Source organism: Bradyrhizobium sp. SHOUNA76 (genome assembly GCF_023006445.1).
GTDB lineage: Bacteria > Pseudomonadota > Alphaproteobacteria > Rhizobiales > Xanthobacteraceae > Bradyrhizobium.
Genome location: NZ_JALBHA010000016.1, coordinates 27,847 through 45,329 on the forward strand (window position 1 = coordinate 27,847; position 17,483 = coordinate 45,329).

Sequence of the window (17,483 nt, forward strand, 5' to 3'; positions counted from 1 at the left end):
ATCGAATATCCCCCCAGAATGGATTGTCGGCCACTCTCATCCGACGACGCTCAAAGACAGCCTCGATTCTCACTACACTTACCGCTCGCCGAGCACGCACTGTGCACATTGCAAGCCCCGATGAGCTGTGCTGCTGATGCGCCGTTTTACTTCGCTACCTACTCGAATCGGTTGTTGCGATCCCTGTCCTCGTCCCGCTCACTCAATCGCTCGGCGTCGATGTCTTTCTGGAGCCGCGCGTTCGCGGCTCGGACAATAGCGGCTAGCGCCGGCGTCGTTACGCCCGGCAAGGTATTGAGCAGCTTCTGCCGCTGCTCCAGCACGGTCGCAAGCGACCCGCTCCACATTGACGGGTAAAGGCGCCGCACGATTTCGTTCATAACCAACGACGGGTCCGGCGCTTTCTTGAGCAATTCGCCAACAATGGGCCGCCATTCGCTCGCGGCGTCCTCATCCTTGCCACTGAAAAGGATTACCACAGAAGCCATGAGCGGATAGCGCGAGGCGGGTTCGCGGTCACACCACTTCAAAACGGCGTCGTTCGTTACGCCATCGAAGATGTTCTGCCGATGCCGGGAGAGATTCTGGAAGAAGCTTACATTTCGCTTGATCTCCGCAGCGGTGCCCGAAAACAGTTCATCGAACACCTCGGCCGAATGAACGCGCAGCAAACTGTTCATCAAGTCGTCATGATCGTAGGCCCGGACGTCATGTCTCGATGCGGCGGCGATGAATTTGCGGATAAGATCCCGCGCGACGGCGGCTCCGTCCGGTCCGCCGAGCGTTGCTCGTACGACAACCCCCAGTTCGTGATCTTCGCTGTGCGCGCGGCCCTTTACCGGGTGGAATTCGAAGCTTTGAAGGATGCGCCGTCCTGCCTCGCGTACCTCGCTTACCGGTAGTCGCTTGGCTTCGGCGTCAGAATGGAGGCGCATGGAAATGATTTCCAACGCGACCATCACACCGCCCGGTTTGCGGGATATGGCAAGCACGAAATCCCGCAACGCGGGTCCAGCCACGTTTTCGCAAGCGCGGCCGTAGGCTAGATTTGTGAATGCTTCAATCGGAGCTTGGCCGCGGTCGAGGGATTCATGCAGGCGACCAAGGGCTCGTTCATCGATCGGCGCCGACGTTTGGAGCAAGGGAAAGGACGCGCCGAGCGTTGGGTCCGAGAGGACCTCATCAAGAATGACGTTCCCAAGTGCTTCGTCGCGCTTCAACAGGCCCTGCAAGAACCCGCCGACCAGCGTCAGCCGTGCATCCTTCATCCCTCTATAGTGCTTTACGACCTGATCCCACATCGCTCGCGGATTTTCCGCGGCCTCGGCAAGGGCTGCACCAAACATCCGCTCTTTATCGTTGCCGTTCATGAGCTCCGGCAGGAGCGTATGGAACGCGTTTTCATCCGCGGCAACATCATGAGCTAGCTCCCTAATGGCTGCGCCCGCACGTGCCGCCCGCACTTCATAGCTTTCGCGCGGCTTGCGAGGCCTCACGACCGGGCCGACGGCGCCGGGGCCCTCGCCCTCATCCTCGTCCTTATCCTCAAAATCTTCGAGATCGAGCGCTCCTCCGCGCTGCCCGCAGACGAGGCCTCGCACGCGATTGACAAGGTCCTTTGGACGAAGAAACTCCTCCAGCTCCGTGAGGCGCTTCCGAAGCTCGGGCGTCATGGCGAAGCCATCCAGCCGGCGCGTCTCACGCGCTGCGACCCACCCGTCGCGCCAGAACGACGCGCCTGCAATGTCACGGGCAAGCTGGTCAATCTGCTCAGCCCGACCCGAACGGCTCCACAGGTCCCGAAACTCTTGCGTAACCGCCTTTTTGATTGCTGGTGCGGCCGGGCCATTTGAGAGAGCCACGCTACGCACCAACTTCAGCGTCGCATCAAACCATGCGCGGACCTCGCCATGGGCCGGGTGATAACCATGATCGCGCGAACGGGCGCCGAAATCAAAATCATAGCTCGACATGAAATGATCGGTCTTTAGCAACGACTCCACCGCTGCGACGCCGATCGCACGCTCCTTCTCATCGCTGGATGACAAAAGCTCCTCAGCCACCTTGATCCGCATATCTATGGGGGCGTGGGTCCCGGACAGAACGATATAGAACAATGACTCAATGACCCGATTGGCGTCGCTCTCGTTATCGCTCTCCGGATTAAGCGCCGCAAACCTTTTCAAAGCAGCGACCGCGCGTTCGAAGAACCTTGGCTCATACGCAAGCGACCGCAACAGACGCACAAAATGTTTGCAGCGCTTCAGTGTCTCCTCGTCGCCTGATGCGACCGTACGCTCGATTGCCGTTAGAACGGCCTCGGGCGCTACCGGCGCGATGTTTGCGAAAATCGCGCGACCGAATTCGTTGAGGTCGCTCACGTCGCCGAGAAGTCCGCCCGGTGCCAGCCAGCCTCCGACAATAGCCTGCGCCTGCTTGCTGTCGTCGAGATAGCCAAGCCGCCTCGAGAACGAACGCAGCAAGCGCTCGGACGAATTGTCGACCAGCAAGGATGCGATCCGGGCCGGCGGTATGTTTTGAAGCGCCATTTTGGCAAGGCGGTTCGCAATGGCGTGCGGCAGGACAGCGCGCCATTGCGCACGTGCCTGAACGAGGTCGCGGTCAAGCAACTGGGAAACACCGTGATAAACCTCGTCCGCCGTCTTTCCGATCAGTTGCCCGAGAATTGGAAGCTCGGCCGTGTCGCCGTCAAGGGTTTCACCCTCGAAGGAATAGACCAGCGAACACGCTTGCGCGACCAGCAGCAGCGATGGATCGGGGTCATGGCGCTGCTGGAACAGGCGCTTGAACAGCTCTTCATCGCTTAACTCCGAGACACGCTCGGTCTTTTCGATGCGCGCGGCGAGCGCTAGCGCGACTCGCGCATTGCCATCGGAGAATACGGCGATGGTGCGGGCATCGACCTGGGACAAATCGGGATAGCGCCGCGCCACCAGCTTCTCGATCAACTCGACCGATGAGGTATCAAGGCGAAAGACGTCGGTGCCTTCCGGCTGGTCGTCACGAATGTCGTATTCGATGGTAATGACGCTGATGGAAGATCCCTGCGCGCGTGCGACCTCCGAGAGCGTTCGGTGCAGCTCCGGAGGGCAGTTGTCGACCACGAGGATCGCGCGGGTCTTGTTGGCATTCAGGTCCGATGCCAATCCGACCGGCGGTGGATTGGGTTCGTCTGCAACGTTGGTGTAGATCGCAAGGGAGGGATCGAGAGCCGCTTGCCCCACCGATGGATCGAACAACGCTTCTGCCAAGCGGGTCTTACCTACGCCCGACAAGCCGGCCAGCCGGGCCACGCGCCCTGGCTTCGACAACACCTCGCGAATCTTGTTGATACCCTCAATCGCGGAGATGCCGTCGCCCTCATCTTTGTCGCCCGTGTGAATACGCGCGTGCTCGTCAAAGAGGTAGCTGCTGTCAGCGCCCTCGGGGGCAAGTGACCATGACCCAAATGACTTCCATCCCGGCACGGCCTTGCCGACTTTTTCGCGTACCCAGGGGATAACGCCCGCGTGGTCGCGGACCCACGTCGCCATGCGGTTTCGGTCGTAGAAGTCCAGAACAAGCTTGCCAGCGGCCGATGTGCCGGCAAGTGCATCTGCCATTGCTGCCCGACGCTCTTTCAGCGCGGTCTCCGCCACCGAGCCCTTGGAACTGACGATGACGTAGGCTCCGCCCAGATCGGCCAACTCGATAATCGAGGCGCGCAGCACCTGTGCCGGCTTAGGCTTCATCTCAGTGAGAATATCGCCTCGGGACATATCCTGTGCTTTTACCTGAAACCCGGTCTCGGGCTTGGGAATGAAGCCACTGACCGCCGATCCGGCCGGTGCCGCCACCCGGACATCCAGGCCGCCATCCTTGGCGGTTTGATTTCCGCCATAGGTCACTGCGGAGACCGAGAGGCCTCCTCGGCGTAGCTCGGCTTCACACAGGCGGCCCACGAGGATGCGCAGGTCCGTGTCGTTCAAAGCCGCAATATCGTCGCCCGTGATCTCAAACATGTCCGAAGCTAGGAAAGCCGCTCCATATCGTCAACCGGAGATAGAACGCGGGCACAGCTTAAAACTATGCCCATGTCAAACACAAGCGAGCGCCCGCGGTTCAGCTCCCTAGAGAGCGTGCTACGCGCCGTCCGGCTCCTTACATTGCGACAGGCGCATGCCCGAATGCGTAAGGATCGCCCGGCACCGCCACCATCTCGAAGCCTTCCAGCGCCGAGGCCGATCCAGCCGCCAGTTCGAGCGCGATGCCGCCGTGAAGCCGCCGCAGGAGTTCGGCGATCACCAACACGCCAGCGATCAATCCTACGAACGGGACGCCGACAGTTCGCGACGCAAGCTGAGTGAGGCCGCACGCATCCGCACCTGCCGTCTTCATGGCCCTGTAGGCTGGCATATCTTCGACATTGGCCGTCGCCGCGCTGACATCCTTGGACCAGATATCCGCAGCTCGGCGCGACGACGGGAATGTATGCATGGACAGGCTGCGGAAGGCTTCCGGTCCTGCGCCGAGACCCGCCTCAACCACTAGTCCGAAGCCCGGATAATCCAATGCAGCACGCGCGATCGGGTTGTCGACGCCGCACAGGGCTACGGCCGGATCGTCCGCCGTACGCGTCGTCCACTTTCCAAACCGGCTCTCCAACAGATAGGTGTCGAACCCCCGGGCATCGAGCCAAGCACCGATCTTGCGCGCTTTGCGATGGCCGACGTCACCGACGAAGGACAAGAGCGACGTGCTGTCGTTCGACTTTGCGAGCCGGTCGTCGTCCTGCAAGAGTAGCTTCACCATCTTAGGGTCGGCGTAGGGAAGCGCCGCCAACAACCAGGCAAAGGCCTGTCCAAGATTGCCAAGGCCGATCAGCCAAAGTGACGACGGGAGCCAGGCAAGCGCCGGCTCTGAACCATCCGGTACCAGCCAATCGGCACCGGGATTCCACAGTGAAAGGCCCAGGGGCCGGTGGCCAGCCATCACATGGTCCGTGGCGTGCCAAGCGAAGGCCTCAGCCGCACAACATGCCGCTGCCAGCACGGGTGCCAACGCGATCGCCGCATCGTTCGGCCTATTGTCACCTGCATCCGCTGGCACGACGCCGCCGCGCCACCCCGACCACCTGAGACGCCAGACGGGAAGCTTTGTCTTCGGCTTAGATCTGCCGCCAATGATGGCTGCCGGCCATGCAGGGTTGGCCTGTGCCACGACTCGCCCTTTGTAATCAGCGACGGCGCGGCTGAGCGAACGCGCCCTCGTCAAACGCGTCAGCGGCTTGGCGTCCGGCAAGCCGACGACCTCGACGCCGCCAAGGAAACTTCGTCGTGCGACATTAACGAGCGTCAGCAAGGCAATCTGCTCCTCGCGCGACGATGCGATCGAGGCGCCGACGTAGATGGTGAGGCCAAAGCTTCGCAGCAGCGCCATGGCTTCGTCGTGCGTGGCAGCGCGCCCACTGTCCATGAAATATTTCGCGCCGCGATGAAGGGTTGACGCGTCAAGCATTGTATTCCTCCATTATGCCCAGAAGCCGCGGTAGAAATACCGGGATGCCGCGAGGCCACCCCGGTCGTGCCAGGTGTGATCGCCAACGTATTCATAGACGCCGAGCTTGCCCGGCCCGATCGGCCAGCGCGCGAACTCCGGCACGATGATCGCGATATGGCCTGCGCGCGCGACCATCGGGTTGGTACAGTCGGAGTGGCTCTGGAGCGCCGTGCCCGGATGGGTGTGTGCATCCCCGACCACCGTCAGTTTCTTCTCGCGGCAAAGAGACCAGAGCCGTGCGAATGCGTCGCCGTGAAGCACGCAGACGCCGGTGTCGTAGGCGTGGGGGTCAAGATCATCGTAGTAAACCACCTCCCGCACTTCCTTCCGACCGCGGTCATCGACACCGAGAAGGAACGCGCCGGCCTCATGGCGGCCTTCGCCGCGGCGTTCGAGTTCGGAAATGATCCCGCGCCAGAGCTGCGGTGGACACCGCAACAGGTGACTAGGCGCCGCGAATGCCCGAATAATCGCTTTCAAAGAAAAGCCCATTGAGTTGCTCCAGGTAACAGATGATCCCGCGATCCGGCTGCCAGAGCCGACTCGGATGTTCGTTGCGCCAGTTGTCATGTCCCTCGATCGACATGCGGTCGCACGGCAGATAGAGACACTGCCCGTGCTTCCAGTCCGGCCGGAACACGGCCGAGACAAATTGCGGCCCCGTCGGCCAACGCGCCGGCAGCAGCGGCCGGGAGGCCGTGATATCCCAGGGCTGCGCCGTCACCGGCGTCCGGCGATACCCCGAACAGTTGAAGCGAAAGCCGAACTCCCCCGGCGCACCGGGTCGCGGCGGAGCCGCGACGGCGATCACCACGTGTGGCCACTCGGTCGATTCGTGGCGAAAGCGGCCTTCGATCTCGCCGCACCGGAACGCCGGTGCGACCAGATCAAGCTCGAGAAGAACGCGATCGGGAGGCAGCGGTGCGTTCATGTCAGCCCTCGACCCGCTTCTCCGGCACGAGATCGAAGCAGAGGGAGCAGGCGTGCCCCTCAACCAGCTCGTGCAACGGCGTGTCCGCCGCAGGGCGCTTCGTCGACTGGCAGATCTGGAGCACGTGCTCGGCCGCGTCTTTCGGGGTCAGCCTGAAGGTGTGCACCGCCCAAGCCTTCACCGCGCGCACGCGCGCTCCGGGTGCAAACTCATGCTCAGCCGACCGTTCGAGATAATGGACGGTCGTCTTGATGCGCTTGCAGCGGCTGACATGCACGCGCATGCCACGCTTGAGCCCCGGCACCGCATGGTGGTGCTCGCCGTGGAGCGGCTCTTCCGCCTCGTCGATGAAGATGTGGGTCTCGGCGTCGAGCGTCACGCCCACCGCTTCGATTGCAGCGCGCAGCTCGCCGATCGTCGCGGCTTCAATGACCTCCGCCTCGATAATGCCGGGCCGCGCCTGGACTTGAATGAAAATGATGTGCTTCGTCATTACTTTCCTTTCCGGGGCTCATTGCCCCTCTTAAGGAAAGCGTCGCGACGCTCAAAAAAACGGAAGTCGCCTTAGGCGCCCGTGCAGATGAAGTAGCTGGAACAGTTCGGGCAGCGCCGCGCCTCAGGGACAGCGTGAAACTCGCCACGCTCGATACCAGCAATGGCATCGGCATATTCGGCGAGAAGCTTGTCATCGTTCTTGGCCGGCACCGGCATCACTTCGCCAGTGGCGAGATAAAAGGCTTCGACAGACACGCGCCGTCCGCGGAATTCTTGCGCGGCTCCCTTCCGCAGCAAGGCATAGATCCGCTTGTCTGCTTCCGATTTGGTTTTCTTGCCGGTGCGAATACGCTGGATTCGAACCGATCCATCCGCATTTATAAGGACGCGGTCCGGCGTGATGAGCACGTGCCGTTTGCCGACCAGAATTGACCATTCGCCGCGCGCGTAGGTCACCTTCTCCATGGCGATCGTCTCTGCCATCTTGCGGACCATCCCTTCGCCGTTGCTACGATGGAATTTCTCGAAGGCGTGACCGACGGGCCCCTCCTCGGCCCAGACCTCGGCTAGATGTTGCAGCGCGCCGGCCACCGTTACGGCGTTTCCGCTTTCCCGTTGCGTTTCCAGCCAACCGACCGTCATGTAGACACAACGATGAAACCGGATGTACGCCGATTCATCGCGGCCGCCACGTAATCCGTCAACGAATTCGTTCCGATACCGCGCCGGGCACTGCGTATAGATTTCAAGTTCACGCTCTGCGTAGGCGTCCTTCGCCTCAACTGGCGTTCGCTCGCGTTCGGCGGCATAGGATCTGCCAGAGCCCGCAAAGGTCCGGGTCGATACGAAGCCGTTCAACGAGTCGAGAAACTTTGAAGGCTTTGCCCCCCGGCTTGCCGTGTAACGCTCGGCCCGAGTCAACGACAACGCGTCTCGCGCGCGGGACAGCGCGACAAAAAACAGGCATTCCTCCTCGGCCTCGTGTCCGCTCGGCTGAACCGCCAGTCGCTGAAGCGTCGGCGGAGGTTCGATACGCGCACCGCGCCGGGGGCTTGGCATGTAACCCGTAGCGACGACTGGAAGATGCACCGCGCGGAATTCCAGTCCCTTGCTACCATGGATGGTCATCACCCGTACCGCATCAATCTCCGATGCTTCCGATGATATCGCTCGATACGCCGTGTCCTCATTCAGCGCCTCGATCCGCCGTATGCGATCGAGAAATCGCTTGCGATTGGTCTCGTTCGTTGCGGCATATTCCCCGCACACTTTCAATAACTGATAGATCGCGATCAGTTGTTGCTGGGCTATCGCTGGTTGGCCTCCAAGCAGCCGGTGGAGGTAGTTGCTCCGCTCAAACAGCCATGCCGTTAGAAGCACCCACGGGGAAGCGTTCTGAAGCCCATCAAGCTCGCTCCCCAGCAGCTTCAAACCGTTTCGGCTCTCTTCCGAGAGTCCTTCAATCTCGTCCGCACGCTTTAGTGACTCGAATATCGATTCCTTATTCTCCCGCGACCAGGCTATGACCGCCAGCGCGTCTGTCCTAGCAACACCGTAGTCAGGAAGGCTTGCGACACGGACGAGGCCGATCCCCCCGCGCTCAGCATCGATGCTGACCAGCGACAGCAAATCGCGCACTTCTGCGCGCTCAAACAAGTCACCAAGATAGAGAAGAGGGACGCCGAGCTGCTCCAAAATGCCTGTAACGCGTCCGAGACTGAGGTGCGAGCGCGCAAGGATCGCCTGATCGGCATAGGGGATACCTGCGTTCCGTAACTCCTCGATCCGACTACGGATTGCCTCGCCTTCAGCAGAAAGCGTTGGAGCCGATGTCACGGTGACCGCACCACTGCCGCCGCGCGTGGCGGTCCATGCACCTCTCATACCACCACCGCCCATCGAGCCCGAAAAACGGGCGAAAGCGTTCACGATCGGCGCCAGCGAGCGATAGTTGTTGGCTAGCGCTTGACGCTTGCCGCCGAAGGCCCCCTCGAACGTCGACACGTTCGACGGCTCGGCGCCGCGGAAGCGGTAAATCGACTGGCGCGGATCGGCGACCACCCAGACATCGACGCCTGATTTGGTCAACGCGCGGAGTAGCTCGGCGCTCGCGAAATTGACGTCCTGAAACTCATCGACAAGAATGTGTCTGAAGCCAGCAACGTAGGCTTGGACTTCGGGATGCTCCTTTACGAGTTCGGCCGCCATCGCGACCAGATCGCCGAAATCAACGGCATCGGCTTTCTTCAGCTCATCTTGATAAATGCGATAAATCGCCGCGACCTCCAGTGCGCGGTCGGCATCTTCATGCTCTTCTTCGGTGCGCGCCGTACGCTTGAACGCCTCCGCGGCCGCTTCGTATTGATCGGGTGAGATCAATTCATCCTTGCAGCGCGAAATCACACGTAGCACCGGCACGAGCTCGTAGGCCGGTTCATAGAGGTTCTGAAAATGCTTGAGTGGCAACTTTTCTAGATTGGCTTCCAGCAATTCAAGCTGGCCCGTCTGATCGAGCGTCCGCACATTGCTCGTGCGCCCAAACCGCAATGGCCACTTAGTTACCAGTTCCAGCCCGAACTGGTGAAACGTCCCGACCCACATTTCGATGGCAGCATCGGGGTTCATCCCAGCAATACGCTCGCGCATCTCTTCTGATGCTTTGCGGGAGAAGGTCAGCGCCAGAAACGAGGCCGGGCTCGCCTCTTTCTCCAGCTTGTGCTGAACTCGGCGGACCAGGGTACGCGTCTTGCCGGTACCGGGGCCCGCTTCCACCAGCAGCGGCCCACCGTTCCATACGACGGCTGCCTGCTGGCTAGCATCGAGATCATGTACCACGGCCGGGGCGACTTCCGGTGCGGGTCCAACGGGCGGAAGCAAAACGGCGCGCACCATCTGGTTCATCACCAGCGATACCGGCACGCCAAGCTTTCTTGCGATCGCCTTGGGCCGTCGGTTCTCCTTAACAAATTCCTCGCGCAACCAGTCGCCAGGGCAAACGAACTCACCTGCGAAGATATCAGCCTGCACTTCCTTCCGCTCGTGCGGGGAATAACCTTCGACTTTGCCCGCGCCGCTATCCACGGGATCGCCACCCAAACCGTGTCGCCTCGCAGTCACTTCGTTGTGGGGATCGCGGTGCAGATGGAAATGACCGATCTCGTGTGCGATCACCACAAGCTTTTCCGCCTCATCAAGGCCCTTCTTGACCTTGACCAGACGGAACGCGCGATCCAGCGCGCCCAACAGGCCGGGCTCGAAGTCATGTCCCTCGACCTCAAGATCGTCGAGCTTCAGTGCAGCGGCAATGATTTTGTCCGCCCGGCGGTCGCCGTTCGTCTCTTTCAATGCCTTCGCGTGGCACTCGCGGGCCTTGCGCCGTATGTCGATCCAGGCGTCCACAAATCAATCCTCTTCCAGCCAATATCGCTGCCGTTCCGGGGTCATTGGACTGTCCCGGATTATTTCATCGCAGTGCCGCGCACGAACGGTTGGCGCCGTGCTCGCCTTGGCGTGACCAAACCTTGGCTGACTCAGGACAAGCGCCAGCGCCGCGTCAAAGGCATCGCGCGTTATCGCAAGCAGACGGCAGACATGCTCAACGAGCCGCTGTCGGATGGGCGGCAACATTAGCCCGTTAAACAACGCCGCCAAAACACCGCGCGCGATGTCCATCTCGCGCGCCATCTGAACGACATCGATATTGCGCGCCGTCGCCAACTCCTGAAACGACTTAACATTGGCCTCGGCCTTTGCCCTCTGCTCAGCCCCGTAAAAAGCGTTCAACGCATTGCTGAACCCACGGTCAAGCAAGGACTGGCTGACCTCAACGTCCGCGTCCGTCTGGCGCGCCGCCCAATCGAGGCTTACCGCCGCATGAGCCCGGATATCCTCGGCGTACTCTGGGTATCGCTCAACCCATGCGATGATCTGTTCCGTGGTCGGCTTCTCGCACTCCTGATGAAAGGCGATCAGGATGGCGTCCCGTTCTTCCCTTTTCGCGCTTTCGTTCATGATCTCTCTCCCACCTTCTTGCCTGTCAGTTCCTGGACTTCCCTCGTTTTCCTGAGAATGTCCTGAATCTCCTTGATCCATTTTTCGACGGTCTTTGAGCTGCGCCCGACGGCCCTGGCGATCGAGTATCCCTTCGTCGACCCGGCCGGGACTTTCTCCATATGCAACCGAAATGCGAGGCGCTTGCGCCAATCCAAATCCTTGATGTGGGCGAAGACCCTCTCGACATCCATCGTCTCCTCGAAATGAATCAGCCCTTCGAGCAATGCAGCGCCAGGATGGCCCGTATTCGATATGGCGTCGTCGCCTACAAACCCGCTTGCATCCTCCGTTTCTTCGTCCTGCTCGCTTGGTCTGACGAGCTGCCCGACCTCAGCCGCTTTCTCTTCATCAAGCGGCACCTCGTCTTCGCTGGCTGCTCCTTTCTTCTTCGGCTCGTGCGTCAGCGGAATCCGACTGTCGCGATACTCCTTGGCAATCGCGTCCTTCGCTCGGAACGACGCGCGCGCCCAGAACTCGACGCGCAGGGCCTTTCCATCGGCGGACTTCTTGTCCAACATTGCGACGAAGATGTCGTAGTGGGTACGGAGGATCACATCCTCACCGCCGGCCGGATGATTAAGGCCGATGTAACGCCGCAGCCACCGCATCAGCATGAGGTTCAAATGCTGCGCAATCGGATTCCGGACCGCGGGGTCGAGGCCCGGCCCAAGGTCCTGCAGCGCCGCTACCAGAGATTCGGGGGAAAACCGCGCGACCCAGCCGGACGCAACCACCTTCCTCCAACCATCCAGATCACCCGGATCTGGAGGCGGCGTATCCTCGCCCTGTTTCGCCATCGCGCGATATACCTCGCTGTTGAACACTGCCTCTTAGGGAGAGCGTTCCAACGCAGAAAAAAACGGAAGTCGTTCTAGAAAAAATGGCGCGCTTGATCCCAATTACACAACCAAAAGAAAATAAATCACTTATATCAATATTTTAGCTTGCAATCTCAGTTCAATCCATTTTCGTGGACCTGCCGCCCGGCCCTGTGAATTCGCCCGAGCTGGCCTTTCGTGGCACTTTCGAGACCTCGTCCTGCGCCGCCCAGTATTTCCTCTCGATAGCCCCCGTCAGACCGCGTCGAAGCTGATCCGCCCTTTTGCGTCCTGTTTGGCCTGAAAGACTGCTATCTCCGGGTTGAGCGCCTTAGCCGTGGCGACGATCTCCTGCTTGTCGGTATCCTTCATAGCCGCACCAAGGTAGAGCTCGGTAATCTCCTCGGGGTGGAAGGGCTGCGTCCGGTAATCCTCCTCCCCTTCGCCAAGTGGAATCGCCAGTCGGTATTCGTTTTCGAATTTATAGGCATTGGTCTTGGCGTAGATGATCCCTTCCAGCACCGTGCGCGCCCGTTCGGTCTGATTGCCGAACAGCGACTCCGCAGCGAAGTCGGCCACCTTGGCGAAGATCGGAGGTCGCTTCTCCTGATAGGTCACAGGCGCAAACTTCAGGTACTTCGAATCTTTCTCGAAGCTCGGCGTGATCCGCAAGGCGATGCCTTGGTGTTCTTTGGCATACTCTTTCCACATGCGTTCGGAGGCCTTGTCAGTCGTCACGCAGAACACGCGATAGTTCTGCATGAACGCATTCGTCTCGTTCACAAACGCTTCAGACCGCGTCTTCCATACCTCGATGCCAAGCCCGGCCTTCTCCGGATCTTCCTTCAGTCCCGCCGCTACGATCGGAGCGAGCTGCGGGTTAGCACGAAACGTCATTTGCATCGTCACCACTGCCGGCCGCAGCTTCGGCGCGCACGTCGGTGGGGCGTAGAGGTTAGCCATAATGGCATCGACAAAGCCGTCCGGCATGGTTGCCAGCGCCTTCTCCAGTTTGTCCGGAAACAAGCTCTGTGTCGTCATATCTTCAAGATCGTCGTACTCAGACGGTTTTGCGAACTTGAAGCACTTATTGGCGAGCGTCAGCTTGGCGCCTTGAACGTTGAGATACTTATAGAGCGGCGGCAGAGACATGGGTCACCCGAAATACGATAAATCGAATCTGGAAAACCTGCCATCCTTCCGGTAGTTTTGGAAGAGTATCACACCCACAAATCGACAAAACCGGTCGCCTATTCGGCGGCATCCAGTTTCGTAAGAAACAGGTTCTATTCGCCTCGCTCACCAAGCCGCCTTCGGCGTCTCGGCTCTTCGAACAATGATCGCCGTGCCCGCACGGCGCGTTGGGCCCGGGCGTGGGTCAAGTAGGAGCGGTCCATTTCTGATCGGTCCGCAGCTTTCGCTGAGCTATGCGGTACAGCAGCTATCGCGCCTGAAATAGGATAACAGGGTCAACCCCAAGCGCTTCTGAAATTTGCTCGAGAGCATCAACAGTCGGCGAATTTTCCTCTCGCTCTATCATTCCAATGTAGTTGCGATTCAGGCCGGCGCGATCGGCCAGTTCCTCTTGGGAAAGGCCGCTCTTCCGTCGTTGGCGTCGAAGATTTTGGGCTACCACCCGCCGCAACTTCATGCGGCAAGACGGCCTTAAACGTCACTTGATCTCCACCTAGTATACTAGGTATTATTCGTACCTCGTTGGGAAGTTTTAGATGACCTATGCGCGAGCCCCGTTGGCTAAACCGTTCGTGGAGCAGGTCTCCTTCACCGACGGGCGGCTCCTTCGTATCGGTTATCGGGCTGACGGGGTTGATTCCATTTTGGCAAGCGTTGAACTTCCCGTTGAAGCGCTCGAACAGGGAATCGCGGGCGGCCTAGAGCTGGTCACAACGATTAGTGCGTCCGGCGAAATAGTGTCTCAGATCTACGGGTCTTCCGGATCGGTTTTGGAGGGGGCCCGCTCGATCGTCTCAATCGATCGCCTGGTTTCACAGACTGTCGATAGGGATAGTCTTCGTCTAGAAGAATTACCTGCAAGCGAACTTAGCGGGCTCTTGAGATCGCTGGAAGCATCCATCGAACATGTAAGGGCCGCACTCGCTCAAAGGGCAGAGCTCTCCATCAGTGGAAGCCCTTTCAATCACTAGAAGACGATATGGTGCCATCGACCTTCTTCTTCCCCTTCTTGAAGGCTACATCACCATCGAGAAATGCCTCGAGCATGAACGGTATCAGCTCCGCTACTTCTTCCTTGTTACCGTAAGTTTCTTCATAGAACACCGCATACTCGCGCAGCCGCTGCGCCAGACTTGGCGTAAGCACGACGCCCATCTTCACTGGCGTCCGATCAGGCAGCTTTGCAAGCTTCATCGCTCACCTGCCTTTCGCCGCTGTCTGAACGTCCTGATACGGCTTCAGCACCAGATCCTTCGAAACAATCACCCGTAACGGCCAACCCGGCCGCACCGTGATCGTCGGCTGCACGTCGAGCTCGCGTTCGATGAGACGCTGGCCAGCACGATTGGTCGTTTGCTGCGTGCTTTCACGCAGCGCCTTCACGAGATCGCTCTCGTCGTTGCCAATCGATAGTTGGGTCCCCACCCCGATCAGGGTCGCCAAGGCCACGCCTTTGAGCAACTGCCAGGTATGGAAGTCCACCTGGTCCTCGAGCCCGGCATAGCCTGCAACGTCTGTAGCCGGAAGGTTCTCGATCACGATCGAATTGCCGTTCGGCAGGATGAGCCGGCTCCAGACGACCAGCGCCCGCTTCTGGCCAAACGCGACGACACTATCATACTTGCCGACGATCCTTGTCCCTTGCGGGATCAAGAGATGCTCGCCGGTTACCGTGTCGTAAACGTTCTCGGTGACTTGGCCGATGGTCGTGCCGGGCAAGTCCGAATTCAGGCCCGTGACGAGGCTTGCTGGGATGATCGACCCTGCCATTACGGCATAGGTGGATGGCGCTGGTTTGAGCGCGTGGGGATTGGTGGTCTCCGTGTCGGCTTTCGCTCCCACGAAGGCGAGCTTTCGCGCCTGCGACGAGGGAATGATTTCGCTGGAGCGGTCGACCATCGCCTGTGCCGCCTTTGCAAGTTCCGCGGCGGACGGTCCTGTATCTGGCGTTGAAGGCCGGAATGCGGATGGGGCAGCAGCCGGCGCTTCCGTCGTGCTTGCCTGCTTGCGCTTCTCCTGCTTTTCTGACAGGCGGACGAACAGTCCCGACTCCTTTGCTTGTTGTGCAATCCGCGTCTGACGGATCCGCTCGGCTCTCTCGGCATCCTCCTCCGGGTTGGTCCGGAAGCCCGCGTCCGATGCCACGCCGGCCTTCTTTTCGTTTTCGGCAAAGGCCCGGCCAATGTCCCCGGGCGACGGCGGTCCAAGCCGCGGCGTCGATGGCGGCAGTTCCTCATAGGACTTGGGCAGCTTGCTCAAGCCCTCGGCGGTCTGCTTGCGGTCAGTATTGTAAAGCTCTGTCCGCTCCGACGGCTTGAAGGAGAGCGGTCGGAGCGCAATGAGGATCGCCCCACCGACAAACAGCGCCGCGACCGCGCAGCCGATCATGAGGGCGCGCCTGTTGAGGCGTCGAACGGGCCGCGGACGCGCTCGCAGTTCCAGCGGCTCCGGATCCTGATCCAACCCGGTGGTCATGAAGCGCTCCTGGTGTTGAAGACCTGCGACACCGGTCGCGCGTCGATGCGGATGATCCGGACGATGCGCTGCGGATCTTCGCCAAGGCGAAGCTCGGCGGCGCCGAACATCCGATCGACGATGTAGTAGGTGCCGCGGACCCGGTAGTTGACGAGGTTCGGCCGGCCATCGGCTCCAGCGACGAACAAGGGCGGTGCCTCCCCTTGTGACAGGCCGGACGGCATCTGGATGTAGACCTTGCGGCCGTCATCGAAGGCGCGCAGCGGACGCCACGGCGGATCGTCTCCTTCAATCCGATAGCGGAAGTTCAGGCTGTCGAGCCGCACGCCGCGATCGGCGACCCGCTCCTCCCTTTCTTGTGCTGCGACATTCTGCTTGTGAAGGGCAACGAGCGTGTCCGTCGGATACGTCCACGAGATCGACGCCATGTAGGTCTGCTTGGTCGAGACGAGCTCGAGGTGATAGGCTCGCCGATCGGTCAGGACTACGAGGTTGGTCTGAATATCCGGAAGCGTTGGCTTGACCAGAATGTGCACACGCCGGGAGTTGCCCTGCCCGCTCGAGGTATCGCCGACTACCCAGCGAACCGTATCGCCTGTAGAGACGTCGATCAGTTCCTCACCGGGTTGAAGCGCGATGGTCGAGACCTTCTCTGGACTGGCATACAGCCGGTAGAGCGCGCCCTCCGTCCAGGGGTAGACCTGGATGGCGTTGATGTATCCGGCGCGCGTCGGCTCCATCCGTGCCGCCTTGTTTGCCTTGGCGATCGCCTGCTCCGGCGGCAGTTTTTCCTCCTTGCCGGCCTTTGTTGGAAAGGGCTTCAACTGACCCGGCAAGGGCAGGACCTTTGGCGTTTCAACGACCTGCACCGGCGCCGGCGGATCGGTCTCTGGAAGCGCCTTCTCGAACGTCATCTCATCATAGGGCGCTTCGAGATTGAGCTTGGTGGCGCATCCGGCAAGTCCAAGCGACAAGGCAAGGACACTGGCCGACGCGAGCTTGGTGAGGGCGGTAGAATTCATTTGGCGTCTCCGATGAGGTCGCGCGACCAGTTGAGGGAATGGACGTAGAGGCCGAGCGGGTTCTTCCGCAGTGTTTCGGCATCCGCGGGCGGCTTGAGAACGGTGGTGACGAGACCGGTGAAGCGTTCGGTCTTTGCGATCGCGCCGTTCTCGTAGGTGTTCTCTTTCCAGCGGATCTCGAAGCTGTCGCCGGACGCGCGGACCACGGACGTGACCTCCGCGGTCACGGTCTTTGAGCCGATCTTGGTGAACGGATCGGCTTCGCGCGCGTATTCGTTCAAGGCTTGCGCACCGCGGTCGGTGACGAAATCATAGGCCCGCAACCAGTTCGCCCGGACGATGACCGGATCGATCGACAGCGAGCGGACGTTCTCAATGAACCGCGCAAGGAAATGCGCGATCTGTGCGTCTGACGGTTGGTAGGCCTCGAGCGCCGGCCCGACTGCTCGGACTTCGCCGAGCCGATCGACCTCGACCACAAAGGGAACGACACCCGAGCGGGCGATCTGGGTAAAGATCGTCAATCCAAGGACACTGGACAGACCGATTGCTGCCAGCGCTGCCAGCCGCCAGTTGCTGGCCTGCACACGGGCAGAGCCTAACCGCTCGTCCCAGACCTGGGCTGCCTTCTGATAGGGCGTGACCGGCTCTGGCGTCTCGCCATAGCGGACGGACACACGCTGAAAGGGGTGAGCCATGTCTTACTCCTCCCCCAGCTTCGGACCCGAAGAATGCCCGCCTTTGTCGCCCTCCTTCAGGGTGTGAGCCGCGACTTGCGCTGCTTCCCTCGCGTGTCCCCGTCCCGACGAGGCGGTTGCTCGACCCGCCCCTGCGGCGGCTCCGCCACTGGCTGTGCCGCCCGCGCTCGCACTCGAGATTTGATCTACCGCCACGGCCCGGGCCGCTGTGCCCGCAGAAGAAGACGTCCCCGTGAGC

At 60.6% G+C, this 17,483-nt stretch carries 15 protein-coding genes; 1 reads left to right on the forward strand and 14 read right to left on the reverse strand.

The features are described 5' to 3' along the window. Nucleotides 1-158: 158 nt before the first annotated feature. From MOV74_RS04365 to MOV74_RS04410, 10 genes are all read right to left on the reverse strand, one after another. A complete protein-coding gene (locus tag MOV74_RS04365; RefSeq protein WP_246918255.1) occupies nt 159-4,022 on the reverse strand; it encodes a hypothetical protein in 3,864 nt (1,287 codons plus the stop codon). Nucleotides 4,023-4,161: 139 nt separating this feature from the next. Then, entirely contained in the window at nt 4,162-5,517 is a 1,356-nt protein-coding gene (locus MOV74_RS04370) for a hypothetical protein (RefSeq protein ID WP_246918257.1), read from the reverse strand. Nucleotides 5,518-5,529: 12 nt separating this feature from the next. Then, the gene (locus MOV74_RS04375; protein ID WP_246918259.1) at nt 5,530-6,051 is read right to left on the reverse strand and encodes a hypothetical protein; all 522 of its coding nucleotides are present in this window, start codon (nt 6,049-6,051) and stop codon (nt 5,530-5,532) included. Next, on the reverse strand, nt 6,005-6,490 hold the full coding sequence (locus tag MOV74_RS04380) for a hypothetical protein (RefSeq protein WP_246918261.1): 486 nt from the start codon (nt 6,488-6,490) through the stop codon (nt 6,005-6,007). The genes MOV74_RS04375 and MOV74_RS04380 overlap by 47 nt, the downstream gene beginning before the upstream one ends. Nucleotide 6,491: 1 nt before the next feature. Then, nucleotides 6,492-6,983 carry a hypothetical protein gene (locus MOV74_RS04385; protein WP_246918265.1) on the reverse strand — a complete coding sequence of 164 codons (492 nt, stop codon included), beginning with the start codon at nt 6,981-6,983 and terminating at the stop codon, nt 6,492-6,494. A 71-nt stretch (nt 6,984-7,054) separates the two neighbouring features. Continuing rightward, nucleotides 7,055-10,384, reverse strand: coding sequence for an ATP-dependent helicase (locus tag MOV74_RS04390; RefSeq protein ID WP_246918267.1), 3,330 nt, complete (start codon nt 10,382-10,384; stop codon nt 7,055-7,057). Nucleotides 10,385-10,387: 3 nt separating this feature from the next. After that, a complete protein-coding gene (locus MOV74_RS04395; RefSeq protein WP_246918269.1) occupies nt 10,388-10,996 on the reverse strand; it encodes a hypothetical protein in 609 nt (202 codons plus the stop codon). After that, nucleotides 10,993-11,862: a hypothetical protein gene (locus tag MOV74_RS04400; RefSeq protein WP_246918271.1), complete on the reverse strand. Its 870-nt coding sequence runs from the start codon at nt 11,860-11,862 to the stop codon at nt 10,993-10,995. The genes MOV74_RS04395 and MOV74_RS04400 overlap by 4 nt, the downstream gene beginning before the upstream one ends. Nucleotides 11,863-12,111: 249 nt before the next feature. Then, a complete protein-coding gene (locus tag MOV74_RS04405) occupies nt 12,112-13,008 on the reverse strand; it encodes a DUF2971 domain-containing protein (protein WP_246918273.1) in 897 nt (298 codons plus the stop codon). A 289-nt stretch (nt 13,009-13,297) separates the two neighbouring features. Next, a complete protein-coding gene (locus MOV74_RS04410; protein WP_246918274.1) occupies nt 13,298-13,507 on the reverse strand; it encodes a helix-turn-helix domain-containing protein in 210 nt (69 codons plus the stop codon). Between the two features lie 79 nt (nt 13,508-13,586). Between MOV74_RS04410 and MOV74_RS04415 the strand changes: the two genes are divergently transcribed. Continuing rightward, nucleotides 13,587-14,021, forward strand: a complete 435-nt coding sequence (locus tag MOV74_RS04415; protein WP_246918276.1) for a hypothetical protein — start codon at nt 13,587-13,589, stop codon at nt 14,019-14,021. Here MOV74_RS04415 and MOV74_RS04420 read toward each other — a convergent pair. The 4 genes from MOV74_RS04420 to trbF are packed head-to-tail and all read right to left on the reverse strand — an operon-like array spanning nt 14,011 to nt 17,245. Beyond that, a complete protein-coding gene (locus MOV74_RS04420) occupies nt 14,011-14,244 on the reverse strand; it encodes a DUF2274 domain-containing protein (protein WP_246918278.1) in 234 nt (77 codons plus the stop codon). The two genes, MOV74_RS04415 and MOV74_RS04420, sit on opposite strands and share 11 nt — an antisense overlap. A 3-nt stretch (nt 14,245-14,247) precedes the next feature. Continuing rightward, entirely contained in the window at nt 14,248-15,525 is a 1,278-nt protein-coding gene (locus MOV74_RS04425; protein ID WP_246918279.1) for a TrbI/VirB10 family protein, read from the reverse strand. Beyond that, the gene (gene trbG / locus MOV74_RS04430; protein WP_246918281.1) at nt 15,522-16,547 is read right to left on the reverse strand and encodes a P-type conjugative transfer protein TrbG; all 1,026 of its coding nucleotides are present in this window, start codon (nt 16,545-16,547) and stop codon (nt 15,522-15,524) included. The genes MOV74_RS04425 and trbG overlap by 4 nt, the downstream gene beginning before the upstream one ends. Beyond that, nucleotides 16,544-17,245, reverse strand: a complete 702-nt coding sequence (gene trbF / locus MOV74_RS04435) for a conjugal transfer protein TrbF (RefSeq protein WP_246918283.1) — start codon at nt 17,243-17,245, stop codon at nt 16,544-16,546. The genes trbG and trbF overlap by 4 nt, the downstream gene beginning before the upstream one ends. Nucleotides 17,246-17,483 lie beyond the last annotated feature (238 nt).

Excerpts from the sequence above, each read along its gene's own strand:
- MOV74_RS04365 (WP_246918255.1), bottom strand. The coding sequence starts at position 4,022 with ATGTTTGAGATCACGGGCGACGATATTGCGGCTTTGAACGACACGGAC.
- MOV74_RS04370 (WP_246918257.1), bottom strand. The coding sequence starts at position 5,517 with ATGCTTGACGCGTCAACCCTTCATCGCGGCGCGAAATATTTCATGGAC.
- MOV74_RS04375 (WP_246918259.1), bottom strand. The coding sequence starts at position 6,051 with ATGGGCTTTTCTTTGAAAGCGATTATTCGGGCATTCGCGGCGCCTAGT.
- MOV74_RS04380 (WP_246918261.1), bottom strand. The coding sequence starts at position 6,490 with ATGAACGCACCGCTGCCTCCCGATCGCGTTCTTCTCGAGCTTGATCTG.
- MOV74_RS04385 (WP_246918265.1), bottom strand. The coding sequence starts at position 6,983 with ATGACGAAGCACATCATTTTCATTCAAGTCCAGGCGCGGCCCGGCATT.
- MOV74_RS04395 (WP_246918269.1), bottom strand. The coding sequence starts at position 10,996 with ATGAACGAAAGCGCGAAAAGGGAAGAACGGGACGCCATCCTGATCGCC.
- MOV74_RS04405 (WP_246918273.1), bottom strand. The coding sequence starts at position 13,008 with ATGTCTCTGCCGCCGCTCTATAAGTATCTCAACGTTCAAGGCGCCAAG.
- MOV74_RS04410 (WP_246918274.1), bottom strand. The coding sequence starts at position 13,507 with ATGAAGTTGCGGCGGGTGGTAGCCCAAAATCTTCGACGCCAACGACGG.
- MOV74_RS04415 (WP_246918276.1), top strand. The coding sequence starts at position 13,587 with ATGACCTATGCGCGAGCCCCGTTGGCTAAACCGTTCGTGGAGCAGGTC.
- MOV74_RS04420 (WP_246918278.1), bottom strand. The coding sequence starts at position 14,244 with ATGAAGCTTGCAAAGCTGCCTGATCGGACGCCAGTGAAGATGGGCGTC.
- MOV74_RS04425 (WP_246918279.1), bottom strand. The coding sequence starts at position 15,525 with ATGACCACCGGGTTGGATCAGGATCCGGAGCCGCTGGAACTGCGAGCG.
- trbG (WP_246918281.1), bottom strand. The coding sequence starts at position 16,547 with ATGAATTCTACCGCCCTCACCAAGCTCGCGTCGGCCAGTGTCCTTGCC.
- trbF (WP_246918283.1), bottom strand. The coding sequence starts at position 17,245 with ATGGCTCACCCCTTTCAGCGTGTGTCCGTCCGCTATGGCGAGACGCCA.